Annotated in this window: 16 protein-coding genes; 10 read left to right on the top strand and 6 right to left on the bottom strand. The window is 68.4% G+C overall.

Features of this window, described 5'->3' with window-relative positions:
- The first annotated feature begins 150 nt into the window (after positions 1–150).
- Together ABIC65_RS18800 and ABIC65_RS18795 are read left to right on the top strand one after the other, a co-directional pair.
- Positions 151–5,049: an autotransporter domain-containing protein gene (locus ABIC65_RS18800; RefSeq protein WP_354310738.1), complete on the top strand. Its 4,899-nt coding sequence runs from the start codon at positions 151–153 to the stop codon at positions 5,047–5,049.
- Between the two features lie 93 nt (positions 5,050–5,142).
- Complete coding sequence (locus ABIC65_RS18795) at positions 5,143–5,574, top strand: hypothetical protein (protein ID WP_354310736.1); 432 nt, start codon at positions 5,143–5,145, stop codon at positions 5,572–5,574.
- Here ABIC65_RS18795 and ABIC65_RS18790 read toward each other — a convergent pair.
- Positions 5,476–6,438, bottom strand: a complete 963-nt coding sequence (locus tag ABIC65_RS18790; protein WP_354310883.1) for a beta-carotene 15,15'-dioxygenase, Brp/Blh family — start codon at positions 6,436–6,438, stop codon at positions 5,476–5,478. The two genes, ABIC65_RS18795 and ABIC65_RS18790, sit on opposite strands and share 99 nt — an antisense overlap.
- 6 nt (positions 6,439–6,444) lie before the next feature.
- Positions 6,445–7,215, bottom strand: coding sequence for a bacteriorhodopsin-like (locus ABIC65_RS18785; protein ID WP_354310734.1), 771 nt, complete (start codon positions 7,213–7,215; stop codon positions 6,445–6,447).
- Between the two features lie 365 nt (positions 7,216–7,580).
- On the opposite strand from ABIC65_RS18785, the gene ABIC65_RS18780 reads away from it, so the two are divergent.
- From ABIC65_RS18780 to ABIC65_RS18770, 3 genes are all read left to right on the top strand, one after another.
- Positions 7,581–8,207, top strand: a complete 627-nt coding sequence (locus tag ABIC65_RS18780) for a hypothetical protein (protein ID WP_354310732.1) — start codon at positions 7,581–7,583, stop codon at positions 8,205–8,207.
- Positions 8,208–8,358: 151 nt separating this feature from the next.
- Positions 8,359–8,676 carry a hypothetical protein gene (locus ABIC65_RS18775; protein WP_354278174.1) on the top strand — a complete coding sequence of 106 codons (318 nt, stop codon included), beginning with the start codon at positions 8,359–8,361 and terminating at the stop codon, positions 8,674–8,676.
- 89 nt (positions 8,677–8,765) lie between these two features.
- Complete coding sequence (locus ABIC65_RS18770) at positions 8,766–9,506, top strand: hypothetical protein (RefSeq protein ID WP_354310730.1); 741 nt, start codon at positions 8,766–8,768, stop codon at positions 9,504–9,506.
- Between the two features lie 64 nt (positions 9,507–9,570).
- Here ABIC65_RS18770 and ABIC65_RS18765 read toward each other — a convergent pair whose 3' ends face one another.
- On the bottom strand, positions 9,571–11,988 hold the full coding sequence (locus tag ABIC65_RS18765) for a TonB-dependent receptor (protein WP_354310729.1): 2,418 nt from the start codon (positions 11,986–11,988) through the stop codon (positions 9,571–9,573).
- Positions 11,989–12,421: 433 nt separating this feature from the next.
- On the opposite strand from ABIC65_RS18765, the gene ABIC65_RS18760 reads away from it, so the two are divergent.
- Both ABIC65_RS18760 and ABIC65_RS18755 read left to right on the top strand, forming a co-directional pair.
- Positions 12,422–14,932, top strand: a complete 2,511-nt coding sequence (locus ABIC65_RS18760) for a DegT/DnrJ/EryC1/StrS family aminotransferase (RefSeq protein WP_354310727.1) — start codon at positions 12,422–12,424, stop codon at positions 14,930–14,932.
- Positions 14,929–15,972 (top strand): glycosyltransferase, encoded by a 1,044-nt coding sequence (locus tag ABIC65_RS18755; RefSeq protein ID WP_354310726.1) that lies wholly within the window; start codon positions 14,929–14,931, stop codon positions 15,970–15,972. Before ABIC65_RS18760 ends, ABIC65_RS18755 begins: the two co-directional genes overlap by 4 nt.
- Before the next feature lie 226 nt (positions 15,973–16,198).
- Here ABIC65_RS18755 and ABIC65_RS18750 read toward each other — a convergent pair whose 3' ends face one another.
- Genes ABIC65_RS18750 through ABIC65_RS18740 form a run of 3 tightly spaced genes read right to left on the bottom strand, consistent with a single transcriptional unit; the run spans position 16,199 to position 18,782 of the window.
- Entirely contained in the window at positions 16,199–16,792 is a 594-nt protein-coding gene (locus tag ABIC65_RS18750; RefSeq protein ID WP_354310724.1) for a hypothetical protein, read from the bottom strand.
- A complete protein-coding gene (locus ABIC65_RS18745; RefSeq protein ID WP_354310722.1) occupies positions 16,792–17,991 on the bottom strand; it encodes a M48 family metalloprotease in 1,200 nt (399 codons plus the stop codon). Before ABIC65_RS18745 ends, ABIC65_RS18750 begins: the two co-directional genes overlap by 1 nt.
- On the bottom strand, positions 17,988–18,782 hold the full coding sequence (locus ABIC65_RS18740; RefSeq protein ID WP_354310721.1) for a hypothetical protein: 795 nt from the start codon (positions 18,780–18,782) through the stop codon (positions 17,988–17,990). Before ABIC65_RS18740 ends, ABIC65_RS18745 begins: the two co-directional genes overlap by 4 nt.
- Positions 18,783–19,030: 248 nt before the next feature.
- Here ABIC65_RS18740 and modA point away from each other — a divergent pair, with 248 nt between their 5' ends.
- The 3 genes from modA to ABIC65_RS18725 are packed head-to-tail and all read left to right on the top strand — an operon-like array spanning position 19,031 to position 21,111.
- Complete coding sequence (gene modA, locus ABIC65_RS18735; RefSeq protein ID WP_354310719.1) at positions 19,031–19,807, top strand: molybdate ABC transporter substrate-binding protein; 777 nt, start codon at positions 19,031–19,033, stop codon at positions 19,805–19,807.
- 10 nt (positions 19,808–19,817) lie between these two features.
- Positions 19,818–20,507: a molybdate ABC transporter permease subunit gene (modB, locus tag ABIC65_RS18730; protein WP_354310717.1), complete on the top strand. Its 690-nt coding sequence runs from the start codon at positions 19,818–19,820 to the stop codon at positions 20,505–20,507.
- Complete coding sequence (locus tag ABIC65_RS18725) at positions 20,497–21,111, top strand: ATP-binding cassette domain-containing protein (protein WP_354310715.1); 615 nt, start codon at positions 20,497–20,499, stop codon at positions 21,109–21,111. Before modB ends, ABIC65_RS18725 begins: the two co-directional genes overlap by 11 nt.
- Positions 21,112–21,138 lie beyond the last annotated feature (27 nt).

Raw genomic sequence — 21,138 nt, 5'->3', positions numbered from 1 at the left:
AGCGCAGCACATTGCGGCAAGTCGCAACTTCCTGCTTTAGGGTTGCGCCATCACGAGACTTCTTGCGCCCATGATGAATGGACATGATCGGCAGATTTCTGCATAGCCTGCGAAGACGCGCACTGCGTCGATCGGGGGAAGTTGCAGTATATGCCGAAGAAGTCCGTGTTGTCGCCGTCGCGTCGGCGCATTGCACTGTCGTGCCTGGAATATAGCGCGGCGGCACTGGCGATCAGCCTTGCCAGCGCGGCGTCTGCGCAGTGCGTCAGCAGCGTCGCGAACGGTACGACCAGCACCAATTGCACGGGCACGGTTAGCGGCGGTGTGGCCGCGGATGTCTTCGCCCAGCGCCTCACCGTCGCGAAGGACGCCTCGGTACTTTCGGGTGCCAGTGCCGCGGTGCTTATTACCAACTATACCAGCGGCGTCACCGTCAGCGGCAGTGTCGACGGGGGCAGCAATCCGGGCGTCCTCATCCGCGCCGGTCAACTGCGCTACAGCTCGACCTATGATCCCTACGCCGGCGCGGCAGTGCCCCAGTACCCGTATTACGGCTATTATTATTCGTCGGCGAGCGCGGACCTGGTGGTCGACGACACCGGTTCGATCGCCGGCAGCACGGGCGTGCGCCTTGCTTCCCTGAACGGCAATGGATCGGCCTATGGCTCGATCGACAATGCCGGATCGATCACCGCAACGGCCGGACCGGCCGTGGTTGCGGAGGGGACGAACTATCTCTCCCGGGTGTACAACCGCGCTACCGGCTTCATCGGCGGGATCTCCGGACGCGTTGATTATCTCGCCAACAGCGGCGTCATCGACGGCGGTGCCGCGGGGGCGGTGACCAGCTCCACCAGCACCTATACCGGCTTTTCCAACGACGGTACTCTGCGGTCCAGCAGCGCCGACGCAACGGTTCGTGTCGGCGCCCTGTCCGGGCAGAATCAAGGTATCATCGCGAACGCCGGCAGTGGCGCGGCGCTGCAGGCTACCGGCACGCTGTATCTGGAAAACATGAGCGGCGGCGTCATTTCGAGCGGCGGCGCTACTGCCATCCAGGCAGGCGGCATCACCCTCACCAACCGGGGCACCATCATCGGCTCGGTGATCGCGACCGGAAACTTCAGCAACTCCGTCGATACGCGCAGCGGCACCATCCAGGGCAGCGTGATCTTCGGCGCCGGCGACGACACGCTGTTGGCGCACTACAATGCCGCAGCCGGAACGATCGACAGCGTGACCGGCACCATCACGCTCGGTGGCGGCAACAACCTTCTCGGGCTGGCGGTCGACGGGGACGCAACGCTTACGCGTGCGGCGCTCCCGGCCAATATCGGCACGCTTTCGCTCACCATGGCGAACAGCGCGAACGTGGCGCTTGGTTCGGACTTTGCCGGGCTGAATGGCGTCACCGTTTCGGGCACGGGGACGTTCGTGAACCTGGCGGCGATCACGACCGCCACCGGCCCGGCCATCCAGACCAGCTATTCCAGCTACTCCGATCGGCTCGACATCGATAACCGTGCAAACGTCACGGTCACCGGGGGCTCGCCCTATCTCGCCGCCATCGCCACCTCGGTCGGCTCGCTGACGAACAGCGCGACGATTCAGTCGGTCGGCGTCGGCGTCCGCGTTTCGACCACGTCGGGCGGATCCTTCACCAACACCGGCGTGGTCCGCGGCGTCACCTTGGGCGCGGACATTTCCTATGCGGATCTGGTCAACAGCGGCACGATCAGCGCGAGCAGCGGGACGGGTGCCACCCTGTTCCGCCCTTCCGCCACCGGCACGGGTTCGGTGAACAGCGGAACGATCACCGGGACGACCGCGGGGGCCTCACTCTATTCGGTGCGTCTGGCGAATAGCGGCACGATCGCCGGAACCAATGCCGGCATCATCGCCGATCAAAGCCTGGTCGATAATCTCGCCGGTGGCACGATTACGGGGGCCATCGGCATCGATGCGCGGAACGGCTATGCGGTGACGGTGCACAACGCCGGCACGATCAACGGCGACATCCGCTTCGGCACGCAATCCTATTCGCAATCGACGAACGTGTTCATCGATGCTGGCGGCACCGTCAACGGCAACCTCGTGTTCGGCTCGGGCAACGACGTGTTGGTGGCCCGGCTGGACGCGTCCGCCTCGCGTCCGCTGGGCGGCGTGACCGGCAGCATCACGGGCGGCGACGGCGACGATACGGTGCGCTTCTTTGTCGACAGCGACGCCGCGACGACTGCTGCGAGGGTCGCCGGCTTCGAGCGACTGGCATATGAAGTGCAGAACGGCGCCAAGCTCACGATCGGCGCGGGCAGCCTGGAGCAGGCGCTGGGCCTAGTGGGAACGGGAACCGTGGACCTGAGCGCGGACGTGCGGACGGCCAAGGGCCCGACGCTCGACCTGACCGCAGCCCCGGTCGAGCAACTGCTCGCCAACGCCGGAAGTTACGGCAGCAACGTCGCGACCAATGCAGCGCTGGTGGTGATCAATCACGGCACGCTGGCGGCGGCCGGACTTGCCTATGATCCATATGGCAACATCAATGCGGGCTGCGTCGTCGCCGCTGGGGGCGCCAGCTTCCAGAACCTCGGGACGATCACGGGGACCGTGTCCTCGGCCTCGACTTGGTATGGATCGTCCAGTGGATCGGCCATCTGCGGCGGCGGCACCGTCACCAACAGCGGCACGATCCAGCTGAACGGCGCCGGCACGGTGGTGAGCGGCGCCAAGACCCTGATCAACGCCGGCACGATCACCGATCTTCCGGGGTCCGGCGCTACGGGCGTCGTGGCAACGACGCTGACGAACAGCGGCGCGATCGTCACGGATGGCGTTGCCTATGCCGGTTCGTACGGCGGCTCGGCGAACGTCACAAATAGCGGCCGCTTGGAAAGCCGCACCGCGGAGGCGGTGGTGCTCGGCAGCGGCAACGATGTGCTGGTCAACGAAAAGACCGGCGTCATCAAGGGTGCGACCGCGGCGATCATCGGCGTCGGCGCCACCATCACCAATCGTGGCTCGATCCAAGGCGATGTGCTGCTCGGCGACAGCTGGTCGCGCACGATCGGCAACCGCTATGTCGCCGATGGCGGCACGATTGCCGGCGATCTGCTGTTTGGCACTGCCAACGACGTGTTCGTGCAGACCGGCGCCGTTACCGGCGTCAGCGGCGTGATCGACGGCGGTGCGGGCATCGACACGGTGCAGCTCGGCGGCACCGGCCGCGGCACCTTTTCTGGGGCCGTCAATTTCGAACTGCTGCAGGTGCAGTCGGGCAACTGGACGCTGGCGACCCCGGCCAATTTCAGCCAGGGCACGACGATTGCCGTGGGTGCTCGGCTGATCGGCACCACCAGCACGCTGCTCGGCACGATCGACGATGCGGGCACGCTGGAAATCGCGCAGGATGTCGATGGCCGCTTCCAGGGGACGCTGCGGGGTGCCGGCACGCTGGCCAAGTCGGGGCAGGGAACGGTGACGCTGGCTGCCCAGCCGGGCTTTATCGGTACCGTGCAGATTTTAGGCGGCGGCCTTTTGTTCGACGGGAATGCCACGTTCGCGCTGGCGATCAGCAATGGCAGCTTCACCGGCACCGGCCAGATCGCGGCGCTTACGCTGGGCAATGGCGGCGTCGTCTCGCCCGGCGGCAGCGGTGGCGTAGGCGCACTGGCCGTATCGCCAAGCGCGGCCGCACCCAATGTCGGCACGCTCACCGTCGCCGGCAATTTCGTCGCTGGGGCGGGAAGCACCTACCTCGCCACCATTGCCGTGGACGGCCAGTCGGATCGGATCGCGGTGGGGGGCGTGGCGGCGATCGCACCGGGTGCGCGGCTGCAACTGGCCGGCACGCGCGGCGGCATCGGCACGCGCTACACGCTGCTCACCGCCGCTGGCGGGATCAGCGGGGGGTATGATACGATCGACCAGGTGGCGGGCGACACGGAAGTGCGGCTGGCCTATGCCGGTACCAGCCTGTTCGGCGACGTGGTCCGCAGCCGCACCGGCCTGGTGAAGGTCGCTGCGACCGGCAACCAGCGGAGCACCGCGACGGGGCTCGCCAGCGTCGGCCCGACGAACCTCGCCTATGCTGCGATCACCACCCTGGCCGAGGACGGCGCGACGCGCTCGGGCCTCGATATGCTTTCCGGCCAAGCCTATGCCTCGCTTCGGGCGGCGAGCGTCCAGGACGCGCAACTCGTCGAGGCGTCGCTGCGCGGCCATCTGCAGGACCCGATCGCCGGCCAGGGCATCTGGGGCAGCTTCATCAGCGGCAGCGGCACCAATGACGGTAGCGACGATGCGGCCCAGGCGCATCGCAACACGCTGGGCGGAATCGGCGGCATCGAACGCGGCTTCGGCGCGGTCCGCGTCAGCTTGGGCGGCGGTTACACCCGCACCCGGCTGAACACGATCGGCCTGTCGCGCGAGGCACGCGCGGACACCGTCCATCTGTTTGGCATCGCCAGCGGTCAGCTCGGGCCGATCGGCCTGTCCGGCGGTATCGGCTATGGCTGGACGCGCAACCGGGTGGATCGCCAGGTGGCCGTGGCGGGCTTCCGCGATGCATTGCGCGCCTCGTATAACGGCACGATCGCACATGGCTTTGTCGAGGCGCAGCATCCCGTTGCGCTGGGAGCCGGTAGCGTCACCCCGTTCGTGGGCGTCGAGGCCTATCGCCAGCATGCCAACAGCTTTGCAGAGACCGGTGGCGCCGCGGCGCTGACGGGGGCGGCGAAGACGATGGACATTGTCTTCACCCGCGCCGGCACGCGCGTGGAAACGCCGGTCGTCGGGGCGTTCTCGGTGCGTGCCGAGGGCGCATGGGTCCGCCGTGTCGAGGGCATGTCGCCCGAAGCGACGCTGCGCTTCGGCGGGGGCAGCGCCTTCGACGTTCGCGGCACGCCGCTGTCGCGCGATGCGGCGACGGCGGAGCTCTCGGCGATCTGGGCACCCGCCAAGGGCGTTCGCGTCTCGGCCGGATATGTTGGAACGATTGGAAGCCGCGCGGACAACAATGGCTTCCGCCTGACCGCGATGATGGGCTTCTGACCTCGACCGGGGCGGTGGCGCAGCGCGCGCCGCCGCCCCTCCCATTGGCGCGGCCGCAACCGCCCACCGCGCCCCGGATTTCTCTCCGCCTTTTTGTTCGCCGCGCCGGCCCTCGCGCAGGGCTATGCCGCCAAGCAGCTCGGCGACTGGACGGTTGCCGCCAGCCAGGACGGATCGGGCTGCTTCATCAGCCGCAGCTTCGGCCAGCCGGGCGGCACCAGGCGCCTGCTGGGCATGGACCGCGACGGCAGCAACCATTTCTCCGTGCTCAACGAGACGTGGTCGATCCGCCCGCAGGACCGCCTCAAGCTCACCTTCCGGCTCACCCGGGGCGGCTATATAGTGCGCCGCCGACATGGATGGTGGCATGGGCGCCGGGGACGCTGGGCAATCCCGGCGCGTAGCGGGGCAGGGGCGCGGGGCTGGTCATCCAGCAGCTTTACGGCGCGCGGTTGGCAAACGCCACAAACGCTGGTTGCCGATCGCCTCGAACAACAGGTGGGGCGCGGCGACGACCGAAAGTAGCTGGAAGGCGAGCGCTGGGTCGACTCCGTGCGCCAGATCGATGAAGCCCGGACTGAGCATGGCCCAGCCGATACAAGCGACAGCGGCGAGCAGCGCGGCGAGCAGTGCGGGCTTGCCATGATCGGCAGCGCTCGCGCCGAATTCGTCGAGGATCGCGACGATGTGGCGCCGCGAGTGGAGCAGCGCGAAATAGAGCGGGAAGGCGATCGTCGGCGGTGCGGCGGCGAGCAGCGCCAATGCGGTGCCCTGTGCGGCGGCCCAGCGACGCGAGCCGCTTTGCCACGCCATGGCGATCGCCACCGCCGCCACCAAGAGTGCCACCGGCGCGATCAGCGTCACCAGCGCCAGCGCAAGCCGGGCGGTCGCCAGGTCGGTCATCGCGGCGAAGAGGGCGGAGACCGCGCGCGGCTGGCCCAGCACCGCCGCGGCGATCGGGGCGAGGCCCGCGGCGCTGCGCAGCAGCCGGTCGCGCGGCGCGTCCCAGTCTTCGGAGAAATGCCAGGCGGCAAGGCCGAGGAAGGCGAGCAGTGCCAGCAGCGGGGCGATCCACCAGGCCAGCGCCATCGCCGCGGCGACCGCGATATAGAAGGCGACGAACAGCGCCAGTGCGTTGCCCCGCATGCGCCACCGTCGTCGCGCTACGAGCAGGTCGTGGCCGCCATGCGGCAGGCCGCCGGCGAGCATCAGCACCATGCCGGCCTGCGTCGCCAGCGTCCCGCCCAGGTCGAGCCCCGCAGCCAGCGCGATGCCGAGCAGCAGCGCTGCGAGCCAGAACAGCCGAGGCACCGCCCGGTCCTGCGCGAGCGCGCGGGGCCGGGCGGTGCCGTCGATGGCCGGGGGAAGAACGGATGCGCCGGCGGGCATCACCGGTCAGGCCGTGTGCGGCGTGCCGTGGCCCTCCACCTCCGACTTGCGCTGGGCGATCGCGAAGATCAGCAGGCCGACGCCCGCCTTCGCCACCAGGTCGGCGATGGTGTAGCCGATCTGGATCACCGTCGTAGCGTCCGGGCCCGCGATATGCGCATAGGGCGCCATATAGACGATCGGGTAGAAGCCCCAGGACGCGAAGGTGAGCAGTCGCGCCTGCTTCACCAGCCCGCGCACCGCTTCCGGCTGGCGCTCGATCGACTTGCCCAGGCCGCTGAACAGCTCCCACACGATATAGACGAACGGGATGGCCGAGAGCGTGCCCCACAGCGCGCGGGTGGGGATGTCGGCGGCGATCTCGCCCGGATAGCCGAGGATGATCATCAGCGCCGCGGCGAGGCCCAGCCGCCAGCCCTTCTGTACCGTCTCCTCGCGCGACAGGCGCATCACCAGCACCAGTTCGATCAGCAGCAGCGGCACGGTCAGCAGCCAGTCGACATAACGATAGGCGTCGTTGAACGCGATGCCGGTCGCGGTCACCGTGCCGTTCACATAATGATAGGCCGATTCCCAGCTCTCGAAGATGCGGAAATAGTGATAGGCCGCGATGGCCGTGACCAGGCCGGAGATCGTCACTGCGTTCTTGTAGGCGGAGGACACCTGGGATCGCCCGAACCACAGGTAGATTGTCGCTGCCGCCATCGTTGCGAACGTGAACGAGAAGGCATTGTAGATCAGCGAGTACTGAAATGGCGATACGATTGCGGTCTCCATCAGGTGCTCTCCTTTAGACACGTGTCTTTCTCGCGCAAACCATAGGTTGGTCGTCGCGTATCTGACATTGTCATTGACGCCGAAATGGCGATATTCGTCGCGGATATCGATAGTTGATGTGCCAAGGCGCCACGCAACAAATTGCGCAGCGTAACGACACTACATCTCCGATACCTGTATCACTACTAGATCGTTTCTAGCATATATCGATACGTACCTAGGGGATGGCTGGGTTTATCTTGCGGTGCAGCATCCGCGGCGTCTGGGATGCGTCCGCTGTCCGATCCTGGCACGATTCCGGTTGCCTCGGCGTAGAACCGTTTTGCATGTCGAACGTTATGGAGCCGAACCTAAGGGAACCAAACGTGATCGCACCAGCCTCGCCCTTCCGCATCATGCCGCGCCCGACCGGGTCGCGCCATGCGGCGTTGATGCGGCTAGCGGCAGTGCTGGGCCTCGCCGCCGCCGCCGCGTCGCCCGCCTGCGCGCAGGGCTATGCCGCCAAGCAGCTCGGCGACTGGACGGTCGCCGCGAGCAAGGACGGATCGGGTTGCTTCATCAGCCGCAGCTTCGACCAGCCCGGCGGCACCACGCTGCTGCTGGGCATGGACCGCGACGGCAGCAATCATTTCTCGGTGCTCAACGAGAATTGGTCGATCCGCCCGCAGGACCGGCTCAAGCTCACCTTCCGCCTTACCCAGGGCGGCTACCCCAATCACCAGGCGATCGGCATCGTCGCGGACGGCAAGCAGGGCTTCGTCGCGGCGTTCGATCCCAAGTTCCCGACGTCCTTCGCCGGATCGAAGGCGCTGCACATCGATCGCGGGTCGACGCCGGTCGCGCGGCTGCCGCTCGACGGCAGCGGCGCGGCGGTGGCGGAGCTCCAGCGCTGCGTCGCGGTCCAGCACGGACCGGCCAAGGCGGTGGCGAGCGATGACGGGATTCCCCGCGACCCCTTCGCCGAGCGCCCCAAGCCGAGGCGCAAGCGGTGATGCGGGAACGTTTCGCCCTGCGTTCGGCTCGGTCCGACGGACATCCGGCACAGCCGGACCGAATCGGGATTGTTGCGGGCCCGTTGCTCCGGCTTGGTGGCCGGGCCTTAGTTTTAGTTAACGAGTGAAAGGTGTGTTTATGCGTACTGGTATGAAGTTTGCCCCGGTTGCCATGCTGATGATCGGCGCGGTGGGTCTGAGCGGTTGCGCCACCAAGAAGTATGTCCGCGAGCAGATCGCGCCGGTGAGCCAGCGCGTCGATGCGCTCGAGACGCGTCTCCAGGAGACCGACGGCACCGCCAAGCAGGCGCTGTCGCAGGCCCAGGCCGCTGCCGGCCAGGCCCAGCAGAACGGCCAGCGCCTCGACCAGATCAACGGCCGCGTCGACACGCTCGACCAGCAGCAGCAGGCGCTGTCGCAGCAGGTCCAGCAGCAGAACGCCAAGCCGCGCAAGCGTCCGCGCAACTAAGCGGAACCTTGCCGCACCGGCCTTCGGGCCGCGGGTTTCGGGTGGCCGCGCTTCGGGGCGGTCACCCTTTTTATTGAGCGAAGACATCGATGATCCAAGGTTTCCTCGCGCTGGCCGGGCTGGCGCTGCTCGTTCCCCCCGCCACCGCCGTTCCCCTCCAGGATGCCAAGCCCAAGGTCGCCGCGCCCAAGAAGGCCGCGCCGAAAAAGGGCAAGCACGCGCCCGCCAAGCCCAAGGCCGCGGCGGCCAAGCCGGAAGCGCCCAAGCTCCAGCCCTCGGCCGACACGCTGCGGGTGCACGACTGGGCGTCCTCGGCCGGGGACAATCACGGGCTGCCCTATCTGATCGTCGACAAGCCCCATGCCGCGCTGTTCCTCTACGATCCGAGCGGCAAGCAACTGGCGGCAGTGCCGGTGCTGATCGGCATCGCGCCGGGCGACGATGCGACGCCGGGGATCGGCGCCAAGCAGCTCTCCGAGATCGGCCCGGCCGAGAAGACCACCCCCGCCGGGCGCTATCTCGCCAAGTTCGGCCTCGCGGTGGGCAAGGAGCGGGTGCTGTGGGTGGATTACTATACCTCGGTGGCGCTGCACCCGGTGCCGACGGGGGCGGCGGCGCGCAAGGAGAAGCGCCGCGAGCGCCTCGCCTCGCCGACGCCCGACGACAACCGCATCACCTTCGGCTGCATCAACGTGCCGACGAGCTTCTACGCCAAGCTGCTCGGCCCGATGTACAAGGGCAAGGGCGGCTATGTGTACATCCTGCCCGACAGCAAGCCGATCGAGGACGTGTTCCCCGCGCTCCACGTCCAGTCGGTCGCCGCGCGCTGAGCCACAAGAAAATGCCCGGCCGCTGGGGAGCGACCGGGCGAGGCGGTTCTTCGGGGGCGAAGGCCTAGAAGTTGAAGCGTGCCGAGGCTGCCAGCGTGCGGCCCTGCACCGATCGCGCCCAGCCGATGCCGGTTGTGGGCATGCTCGCCTGGTTGATGTCCAGGAAGCCCTTGGCGTTGAACAGGTTGGTGCCGGTCAGGGCGATGTCGATCATCTTGGTCGGATGCGCGATCACGAACGCGCCGACGGTGGTGAAGCCCGGCATCTTCAGCTGGTTGATGTCCTGCGAATAGCTGCTGGTGATCGTCACCACGCTGGCACCGACGGTCGCATATTTCGTGTCGACCTGCGGGGTCGCCTGCAGCGTCCAGGCCGGCTGGTGGCGCGGTTCCTTGCCGGTCAGCGTCGGGTCGAAATAGTCCTTGGTGATCTTCGCCTTGGTATAGGTCGCGCCCGTGGTCATGCTGAACGGGCCGCGGCGGATGCCGCCTTCCAGCTCCACGCCATAGGTGCGGTACTTGCGATAGGTCTGCGTCGCCAGGCCGTTGAGCTGGTTGTGATCGTCGGCATAGGCGAGGAAGGCGGTGGCGTTGAAGGTGATGCCGTTCTTGCGGAACTTCAGGCCGCCTTCGAGCTGCCGCACCGCGTCATAGGCCTGGCGGCTTTCGACGAGCTTGCCGGTGGCGTTGTCGATCGCGCTGGTGAACAGGATCTTGTCCGCATTGACGCGGCCGCCGCGGCTATAGCGCGCGAAGAAGGCCAGCGGCTCGGCGGCGCGGTAATTCACGCCCACCGAATAGCTCAGATAGCGGAAGTCGTAGTTCACCGGCGCCGGGTTGCCGAGCGGCAGCGCCGAGACGCGGGTTTCGGCCGCGCTCAGCTTGCCGTCGCCGTTCATGTCGTAGCTGACCGTGCCGTTGCGCCCGCCGCCGAGATCGGCGCCGACCATGGAGCCGCGGGCATGGCCGGTATCGTAGCGCAGGCTGCCGCCGATCGCGAGCTTGCCGACATGGTAGTTCACCGAGCCATAGGGCGCGAGGAAGCTGTACTCCATGTCGAACGAGCGGCGCAGCTTGGGGCCATTGCGGCTATAGGCATAGACGCCGTCCTGGGTCTGCGCGACGCCAGCCGCATTGGTGAGGTTGACCAGCGAACTGGCGCCGTCCCCGGCGACATCGGTCACCATCGAGATCTGCAGCGCGTCGACCGCGACGCTCTGGCTGGCGACATACAGGCCGGCGGTGGTCGTCAGGTCGCCCGCACCCACTTTCCACACGCGGGTGGCGCGGAAGTCGTTGGCGAAATGGTCGGCGGTGTTGAGCTTGTAGACGTTGGCGAAATAGTTGGCGAGCAGCCCGTTGCCGTTCGCATTCGCCGCCACTGCCTTGCCGGCGTTCGGGCCGTTGAAATAGGTCGCCGTCGCGCCGGTACCGGCGAGCGAGGCCGCCAGCGTCGCCACCGGGGCGACCGTGCTGGGGAAGGCGCGCAGGAACTCGCCCGAATTCTTCGAGAAGCGCGCGCGATCGGTGAAGGTCCAGCCGGCGACATCGAACTGCGCCTCGAAGCCGATCGACTTCGATTCGACGCTCTGCCCGCGCTTGATCGCGAAGGCTGCGGGGCGGTTCTGGCCGTCCAGCGTCAGCAGCGTCGGAATATTGGGCGAGTACATCGAATCCTTGAGGATATCGAAGCCGGGCACGTTGCCGATCACGGGCTTGTCGTTGGTGCCGGTCAGCGTGATCGGATAGGTGGCATAGCTGGGCGCACGATCCTGGAGCAGGCTGCCGTAGAGCCGGACATAGCCGTTCGCGAATTCCTTGGTGACGTTCAGCTTGACCTGGCCGCCGTTGAACGAGGTCATGCCCGTCGCGCGGGGGCCTTCGCCGACGCGGTAGAAGCCGCCGACATGGAAGCGGATCGTCTTGCTGAGGTGCGCGCCGTAATCGAGGTCGACGCGCTTGGAATCGTAATCGAGTCCGGTCGAGACCTGGATGGAGCCGCCCTCGACGTCGCCGGTCTTGGAGATCAGGTTGATCAGGCCGCCCGGCGAGTTCGAGGCGAAGGTGGAGGCCGAGCCACCGCGGATTGTCTCGATCTGCGCGATGTTGAAATCGGCGCGGAAGAAGCTGTCGCCCGCGATGTTGAACAGGTCGTTGAACTCGACGACGGGCAGGCCGTCCTCTTCGAGCAGCACATATTTCGAGCCGCCCGAGCCGATCGGCAGGCCGCGCACGGTATAGTTGTTGTTGCCCTCGCTCACGCCGTTCTCGACGCGGATGCCCGGCATGGTGCGCAGGATGTCGGCGAGCCCGACCGGGCCCAGCTTCTGCGCCTCGGTGCCCTTGAGCGAGCTGGTGGAGGTGGCGCTGTCCAGCCGGTCGCGGCCCTTGGCGACGCCGGTGGAGAAGACCTCCTTTTCGGCGGCAGGTTGGGATTGCTGCGGCTTGGCCGCTTGGTCCGGCGCTGCCTTGGTCTGGGCCATTGCTTGCGTGGAAACCGAGGTTGTTGCGATTAGCGTCAACACCAGCGCTGAAATCTTCACCGTAGCACCCTTTGTCGTTACGACCGTGATCCCTCTTGCTGCTCTTATAGTGGTGCGTCAGGGGTCTTGGGTTGCAGCAAGGTGCAGTTATGCTTGCAATATTTATACTCTACGTAATCGACCGGAGGTATTTACTTTCATATTGTCCGGCGCTGTCACGATAATGTTGTCAGCGGATTGTCGTTACTGTTCGGCGCGTTGCGGGGCGCTGTGAACAGGGGGGGCAGATCGGCCTCGTCATCGTGCTGGAGGATAAGGTGCGGGCATGGGGCCCGATGCCGGCATCGCCGGACATTTTACGGTTTTCTAAGCCGGCTCTGCCATGGTCCGCCCCTCCGCCGCTTCCGGCGAAGCAGCATCTGGGGAGAGTACCATGCAGCGCCTGCCGCTGATCGCGCCGCAGCCGCCGCGGTTGAGCCTGATGACCGACGCGCTCCGCGCCATCGAGGCGAGCGGCAGCTATTCGAACGGCGGCCCGGTGGTGCGCGGGTTCGAGGCGGCGGCGACGGCGCGGCTGTTCGGCGGGCAGGGCGGATGTCTCGCGGTCAACAATGCGACGATCGGGCTGATGCTGGCGATCCGCCATGCCGCCGGGCCCCGCGCAGGCAGCGATGCGCTGGCCCTGGTGCCCGCCTTCACCTTCGCCGCCACGGCGCAGGCGGTGCAATGGGCCGGGCTGACGCCGGTCGTGTGCGACATCGACCCCGAGGACTGGACGATGCGTGCCGATGCCGAGGCGGCGGCGTTCGAGCGCTATGGCGATCGGATCGCGGTGGTGGTGCCCTATGCCACCTTCGGCGCAAGCCTCGATCTGGCGCGCTACCGTGAGTATCACGCGCGGGGCGTGGGCGTGGTGGTGGACGCGGCGGCCTCGCTGGGAGCGGCCGATGCGGAGGGGCGGCAGTTCGGCACCGATGCGGCGTTCCCGGTGGTGTACTCCATGCACGCCACCAAGGTCTTCGCCACTGCCGAGGGCGGGCTGATCCATAGCGGCGATACCGCGCTGATCGAGACGCTGCGGCGGATGACCAATTTCGGTTTCGACGGCGCCCGCTCGGCCGAAGGGCCGGGTCTCAACGCCAAGCTGCCCGAAGTGCTGGGCGTGCTTGCCGCCGAGAAGCTGGAAGAACTGGAAGCGATCGCGGCGCATCGGGCCGCGCTCGACCGGGTCTATCGCGCGCGGCTCGGCGGCTTTGCCGATGCGCATGGCTTCCAGTTCCAGGCGCTGCGCGGGTCGCGTCCGGCGCTGCAATTCCAGTCGTTGCTGCTGCCGCGCGCCTTTGCCGGGCACCGTGCGGCAATCATCGCGGCGCTTGCGGAGCAGGGGGTCGGTGCCGGCCACTATTTCAGCCCGCACCTAGGCGAGCAGCCCTGGTTCCGCAGCAGCTGCGTGATCGACCGCGCACTGCCGGTCGCCGACGAGATCGCCGGGCGCATCCTCTCGCTACCCGTCACCGACCGGATGACCGAGGCCGATGTCGACACCGTCTGCACCGCATTGATCGATGCCTGCCGCACCGCAGGGCTGGACGGGCTGCGCGTCGAGCGGCGCGGGCGGACGGTGCATTCGGCGCTGATCGTCGGCGGCGGCCCGGCGGGCACCGCGCTGCTCACCGCCGCGACCAAGGGCGACCAGCTGGTGACGCTGGCCGAAACCGGCCTCGCGATCGTCGAGCGCGACGCGGTGCTCGGGCGCGGCGAGATTGGCGGCTATGCGATCACCTCGGACAGCACCGCCGAGACCTTCCTCACCGCGGTGAAGGACAATGTGCATGGCGACATCGCCGCGCTGACCGAGCACCATGCCGGCCGCGAGGTCGCGCTTTATGCCGGGCGGCTGGGCGTGCCGCTGGCGCGCTCCACGCCGCTGCTGGAGGCGACGGGCGCGCGGCTGGGCACGCTGGTCGCGCAGCATGGCGGCGTGGTCGCGACGCGCTCGGAGGTGGTGGAGGCGCGCCGGACGCCGCAGGGCGACTGGGCGGCGCGGGTGCGCAACCTGCTCACCGGCGACGAGCGGGTGATGCGCGCGGCGAACCTGGTGATAGCGACCGGCGGCTATCAGGACCGTGCCCACGTCGCCGCCGAGGTGATCGCGGGCGCACCGATCGGTGACCTGGCGGGCGACAGGCTGGTGCTGGGCGACGACTTCCTGCGGCTCGGCGGGCTCGACCGGCTGCGCGCGCGGCTGGTGGAGGTGCGCGCGCCGCGCATCGCCATCGTCGGCGGATCGACCAGCGCGATGGCCGCCGCGGTGCTGCTGCTCAAGGCGAGCCCGGCGCTTCCGCTGGGGGCAGGCGCGCTGCGGCTCTACCATCGCCGGCCGCTGCGACCCTTTTATCGCTCGGCCGAGGAGGCGCATGCGGACGGCTTCACCGATTTCGGGCCGGACGACATCTGCCCGCTGAGCGGCTTCGTTTATCGCCTCGCCGGCTTCCGGCTGGAGGCGCGCGAGCTGCTGCTGCGGATGCTCGGCGTCGGCGGCCGCGCGCCCGATCCGCGGATGGCGCTGTGTCGGCTGACCGACGCCAACGACGCGGCGATGCGCGCCGAGCTCAAAGCGGCCGACGTGGTGATTGGCGCGCTCGGCTATCGCCCGCGGGCGCTACCGCTCTACGATGTCGACGGCGCACGCATCGCGCTGATGGCGGACCATCCCGGCCGCCCGCGGCTGGTCGACCAGCGCTGCCGCGTGCTCGACGCCGAGGGACGGGTGGTGGCCGGCGTCTATGGCCTGGGGCTCGCCTCGGGGCATGTCCCCGATGGACCGCTGGGCGGCGAGGCGAGCTTCAGCGGCAAGGCCAATGGCCTGTGGCTGTGGCAGAACGATATCGGCCGGATGATCGTCGACCAGATCCTCGCCGATCGGGCGCGCGCCGCGGCATGAGCGACGCGCCCACCCTCTCGGTGGTGATGGCGACCTATAACGGCGCCGCGCTGCTGCCCGAGACGCTGGCGAGCCTGCAGGCGCAGACCTTCGCCGACTGGGAACTGGTCGCGGTCGACGATGGCTCGCGCGACGATACCGTGGCGGTGCTGCGGGGGTGGGGCGATCCGCGCATCCGGGTGATCGAGAGCGCGGTCAATGGCGGCCCGGTGGTGGCGCGCAACCGCGCCTTCGCCGCGGCGCGCGGGCGCTACATCGCCGGGCTCGATCAGGACGATCTCTGCCTGCCCGAGCGTTTCGCCCGCCAGGTCGCCTGGCTCGACGCGCATCCCGAGACCGTGCTGGTCAGCGCCGCCACCGATTGCCTCGTCGACGGACGGGTGCGGGCGGGGCAGTGGGTGCGGCCGCTGACGCCGGGGCTGATCGACTGGCTGATGCTGGTGCAGAACCCGTTGGTCTGGTCGTCGGTGCTGTTCCGCGCGGAGGCCGCGCGCCGGCTGGAGATCTTCGAGCGGCCCGAATGCCGCTATGTCGAGGATTTCGACTTCTACCATCGGCTGCGCGCCTTCGGCCGGATCGACCAGATCGACACCGTGCTGACGCTGTACCGCCAGCATGCCGGCGGCGCCTCGCAGGTGTTCAACGGCACGATGACCGCGCATGCCGAGGCGCTGCTCCGCGCGCGGCACCGGGCGCTGCTGGGCCAGGGCGCGCCGGACATTGCCGGGCTGCTGGTGCGCTACGTGATGGCAAAGGCACCGATCGGTGACCGGACGGTGTTGCGTCGTCTGTTCGACGGGATCGCGGTGCTCCGCGCGCGTTTCGGGCAGCAGGGGCACGACGCCGCGACGCTGGCGCGGGTGGACCGGGAGATTTCGCGGCTGTGGTGGCGGCTGTGTCGCAACGCGGTGCGCTCCGGCCGGCTGCCGCTGCGCCAGGCGCTTGCCGCGCGCCCGGCGGCGGCGGCGTTGGAGGATGCCCGGCCGGTCGACCTCGCGGCGAGCGGGCTGATCGGGGCCGTCCGCGCGCGCCGGGCATAGTCCGTTCACTGTCTCGCCGGCGGGGCGAGGCTGTCTTGTTCGGGTGGCGGTATAGCCCCACCGCACAAACCATTGTCATTCCCGCGAAGGCGGGAATCCATTTGCCTGTGCGCCGGGGGAAGGAACCGCGGCGTCAGCGCCAATGGATCCCCGCTTTCGCGGGGATGACGACGGATTGGATCCTATGCTGTCGCCCTTTCCTCGAAAGGAGGAAGGCAACCCTCCCTTACAGCGTCGCCGAAGCCATCAGCGCGCGCGCATCCTCGGCCAGCAGGTCGAAATAGTGCAGCCGCGGCGCATCGAAGGTGACCATGTAGAGCTTGCCGTCGACGATCGCCGCGCGCGCCTCGCCCTTGCGGGTCAGCCCGTCGGCGTCTGTCACCACATAGGCGAAGCTCACGCCGTCGCGGCCGAGGAACTTGCCCGGGGTCGCGCCGCTCAGCTGGAAGTCGCGCGCGTCCTTGCCGCTGCGGTAGGTGCGCTCGAGCAGCTCGGGCAGCTCGGCCAGCAGCATGTCCTTGCGGAACTTGGGCAGCGGCTCCTTCTTCTTGCTGCGCTCGCGGATCAGCGGCTCACCGGGTTCGATCGCGGCGTAGAAGGTGACTTCGTCGAGCTGTTCGCCGTCCAGCGTCCAGGCCTCGGCATGCTTGCCGGGCTTGCCCGACAGCCGGTTCCAGTCGCGCGTCGGCGTGACCGACAGCGTCGAGCCGGCGACCGCCACCGGCTTCCCCTTCTCCGCCAGCTTGTGCGCATCGGCGGGAACGGACAGGGTGGCGACGGCGGCGAGCGCGAGCGCCGCGCGCAGGGTGTTGAACTTCATCACTTGGACTCCCCCGGAATCATCATCTTGATCATGCCCGCATCCGTCGCATCGGGACGCAGGCCGAGATAGGTTTGCAGCGGCACCACCGCCTCGCTCGCGCGGCCGGTCTTGATCAGCGACAGGCCCAGCCCGCGATGCGCCTCGGCCAGCGTCGGATCGAGCTTGACCGCGTTGGCGTAGAACTCGGTCGCCGCGATCAGGTCGCGCGGGTTGCCGCGGGTGCGGTAAAGGTCGCCGCGCTTCGTCCACAGCGTCCCCGTCCAGCCCGTCGTCGCCAGGTTCTGGATCAGATAGTCGCTGGCGCCGAAGTCGTTCAGCTTGATCTGGTCGTCGAGGAACTGGCCGAGGAACGGCGCCAGCGCGGCACGATAGCGATCGGCCCCGTCGTCGCGCCCGGCGCCGTCGGGCGCGGCGAGGGCGGCGAGATAGCCGGCCCGTTCGGCTTCGGGCGGGTGCGAATCGGCGAAGGCGATGGTCTTGAAGTTCGGCTTCTTCAGCCCCTTCGCGCTCGCCGATGCCTCGGCTTCCTCCATCACATGCTGCCATATCGCCGACGCGGCCTGGGGCCGAAGGTGGCTCTGGTTGAGATAGGCGATGCCCAGTCGATCGGCCTCGCGCTCCTGGTCGCGGCCATATCTGTAGAGGCCGCCATAAACCGAGAGCTGGAAGTTCTGATAGCTCGACATCGACCCGTATGTCGCTGCCATGCCGGCTAGCAGCGCCATCCACGCGACCGCGTCCGAACTCGAACGCCGCGCCTTGAACTTGTCGAGACCGTGGCGTCGCTCAAAATGGCCGAACTCGTGACCCAGCACGGTCGCCAGTTCTGCTTCGTTGCGTACGCGTAGGAAAAGGCCCGTGAACACTCGCATGGTGCCGTTCGCCGCCATGGTGGCATTGAAGACGGGCGCTCGGATCACGTAGATTCGCGCCGAGGCACAGCGGTCCTTACCGACCGTGTCGCATAGCACCGTGTGTAGATAGTCCGTCAGGTGTTGGTCCCGAACCACCAGCGACGATGCCGCGAGTGCGCGTTCATCCTCGTCATATTCATGCCACAAGCCGATCTCGTCCACGCCCTTGGGCTGGTACACGCCCTGATAGGGCGGCAGCAAAGCTACCTGCTGCGCCGCGGCCGGGCTGGCGAGGAGCAGCCCGATGCCGGCGCCGAGCGCACGCATCCGGCGCGGGCTCATGGCTTTGCCGAGGCTTGGGCAGTCGCCGGCGCGGCCGCCTGCGCGACCGTGCCCGCCTTGAGCGCGGTGCTGCCGGGGAAATCCTCGAGCAGCTGGTGGACGCGCTTCTCCGAGCCGTCCGGCTCGCGCACGTCGCCGCCCATTTCGGCATCGGCATTCAGCCACAGAAGGTCGCCGGTGCGCAGGTCGACCAGCCCGGCATAGCCCTGGTGCACGCCCGACTTCACCGAAATGCCGCCGAACGCCGCGAACACCTGCAACATCTTGCGCCCGGTCGAGCCATAGGCGTCTTTGGTGAACAGGAAGAGGCCGTAATCGGCATCCTTCGCGCCCGGCAGATCGGCCACGCCCTTGCCCAGCGACCAGTCGAACACCGCATTCTTGTTGTCGCGCTTCTTGGTGGGCAGTCGGTTGCCGACGAAGAACTGATACTGGATCACCGCGCCGGAGACGGCGGCGAAGAGCTGCATATGCTCCTGCAGCGTCTGCGCGTCCGCGCCATAGGCTTCCGGCGCGACGATGACGGTGTTGCCCAGCGACGTCTGCACCTTGGCGAGGGCCGCCTCGAGATTGGCCTTGGCCTTTTCGGTCCATTCGCCGTTCGGCTCGAACATGCCGGCGGTCGACTGGGCTCCGACGCTGATCGACGGGCGGAATACCAGGATCTTCTTGCCGCTGTTGGCCGGAAGTTCAAAGCCCTGCTTGGTTGCCGAGCGTTCTTGTGCCTGCGCTGCACCCGCACACAGGAGCAGGCCGGCCGCAATTGCGGCCGCCTTAGTAAAGCCTTTCATCAAGCCCCCTTTTGTCACGCGCCCCTGCGTGAACGGTTCGATTTAGTCGTGCAGAATGGTCGACTTCAACTCCGATTTTCGAAGATCGATGTTAAAATGGAGCAATCTATCCGCAGGTCGTTTCTGTGCCGAGACGTGACGCTACGGCAAGCTTGTGCGCATGCGCCCACCCTGGGACCGGCTCGCTTGACAGCGCGTGGGCTACCCGCGAACCCGGATTCCGTCATTCCTTCGGAAGTTTCGCGTCCATGCCCGTTTCGCCGACCCCGACTCGCCGCTGGCTGCTCGCCGCGCTCGCCGTCACGCTCGCCGTTCCCGCGCACGCTGCACCGCGCGCGCCGCTGGTGCTCGCCGCCGCCAGCCTGCAGGAATCGATGAACGCGGCCGCCGATGCCTGGGTGCGGCTGGGGCATGCGCGCCCGGTGCTGTCCTTCGCCGCTTCCTCGGCGCTGGCCCGGCAGATCCAGTCGGGCGCGCCGGCGGACCTGTTCGTCTCGGCCGACGAGCCCTGGATGGACGCGGTGGACAAGGGCGGCAAGCTCGCCCCGGGCACGCGCGTCGCCTTTCTCGGCAATCGCCTGGTCCTCGCCGGTGCGGCGGCGGACCGGCGCAATGTCCCGCTCGACCGGGCCGGCTCGCTGCTCGCCGCACTCGGTCAGGCGCGGCTGGCGATGGCCGACCCGGATGCGGTGCCCGCCGGGCTTTACGGCAAGGCGGCGCTGCAGAAGATCGGTGCCTGGGATCGGCTCGCACCCCGGGTGGTGCGTGCGGAAAATGTCCGTGCCGCGCTGGCGCTGGTCGAGCGCGGGGCGGCGCCGTTCGGCATCGTCTACGCCACCGATGCGCGCGCCTCCGCCAAGGTGCGGATCGCCGGTATCTTCCCGGCGGCGAGCCATCCGCCGATCCGCTATCCGGTTGCCCGGCTGAAGACCGCCGCCAGCCCCGATGCCGAGCCGTTCCGCCGCTTCCTGGTGAGCGCGCGCGGCAAGGCGATCTTCGCGCGCTACGGCTTCACCCCGCTATGAGGATGGCGCGGTGCTGAGCGCCGAGGAATGGGGCATCGTTCTCCTCTCGCTCAAGGTAGGGGGCGTGGCGGTGCTGGCGGTGCTGCCCTTGGCCTTCGCGCTGGCCTGGCTGCTGGCGCGGGGGCGCTTTCCCGGCAAGCTCCTCCTCGACGCGCTGGTCCATCTGCCGCTGGTGGTGCCGCCGGTGGTGACCGGCTGGATGCTGCTGCTCGCCTTCGCGCCGGCGGGGCCGATCGGCGGGCTGCTCGAGCGCTGGTTCGGCGTGACCGTGCTGTTCCGCTGGAGCGGTGCGGCGATCGCGGCCGGTGTGATGGCGCTGCCGCTGATGGTGCGCGCGATCCGGTTGTCGCTCGAAGCCGTGGACCAGCGGCTGGAGCAGGCGGCGCGCAGCCTGGGCGCGGGGCCGGTGCGGACCTTCGCTACCGTCACGCTGCCGCTGGCGCTGCCGGGCGTGCTGGCCGGGCTGGTGCTCGGCTTCGCGCGCGCGCTGGGCGAGTTCGGCGCGACCATCTCCTTCGTCTCCAACGTGCCCGGCGAGACGGAGACGCTGCCGCTCGCCATCTATTCGGCGCTGCAGGTGCCGGGGGGCGAGGGGCAGGTGCTGCGACTGGCGGCGGTGTCGATCGCGATCGCCTTTATCGCGCTGCTGGGCTCCGAGCTGGTCGCGCGGCGGACGGGCAGGGGCAATCATGTCCTTTGACATCGATGTGCGCCGCACACTGGGCGAGACCGAGATCGCCTGCCGCATCGAGCCCGGCGCGGGTGTGACGGTGCTGTTCGGCCCGTCGGGTGCGGGCAAGTCTAGCGTGCTCAACATGGTCGCCGGGCTGCTCCGCCCCGATGCCGGGCATATCCGCGTGGGCGAACGGACGCTGTTCGATGCGGCCGCGGGGGTGGACCTCAAGCCCGAGGCGCGGCGTGCCGGCTATGTTTTCCAGGAGCCGCGGCTGTTCCCGCACCTGCGCGCGCGGGCGAACCTGCTCTATGGCTGGCGGAAAGGCGCGGCGGTGGACGTGGACGGCGTGATCGCGCTGCTCGGCATCGCGCCTCTGCTCGATCGCTGGCCGCGCACCCTCTCCGGCGGCGAGGCCAAGCGGGTGGCGATCGGCCGCGCGCTGCTGACCGACCCGGCCTTCCTGCTGCTGGACGAGCCGCTGGCCTCGCTCGACCGTGCGCGGCGCGAGGAGATCCTGGCGCTGCTGGAGCGGCTGCGCGACGGCATCGGTCTGCCGATCCTCCTCGTCACCCACGACCGCGCCGAGGCCGAGCGGCTGGGGGACCGGATCGTGGCGTTCGGGGAATAGGGCGGCCGATCTCGCCGGCGGGCTGCA

Origin of the sequence: Sphingomonas trueperi (assembly GCF_040545665.1) — a bacterium.
Taxonomy (GTDB): Bacteria; Pseudomonadota; Alphaproteobacteria; order Sphingomonadales; family Sphingomonadaceae; genus Sphingomonas; species Sphingomonas trueperi_B.
The sequence above is the reverse complement of the archived record's forward strand: the minus strand, read 5'-3'. Positions and strand labels throughout refer to the sequence as shown.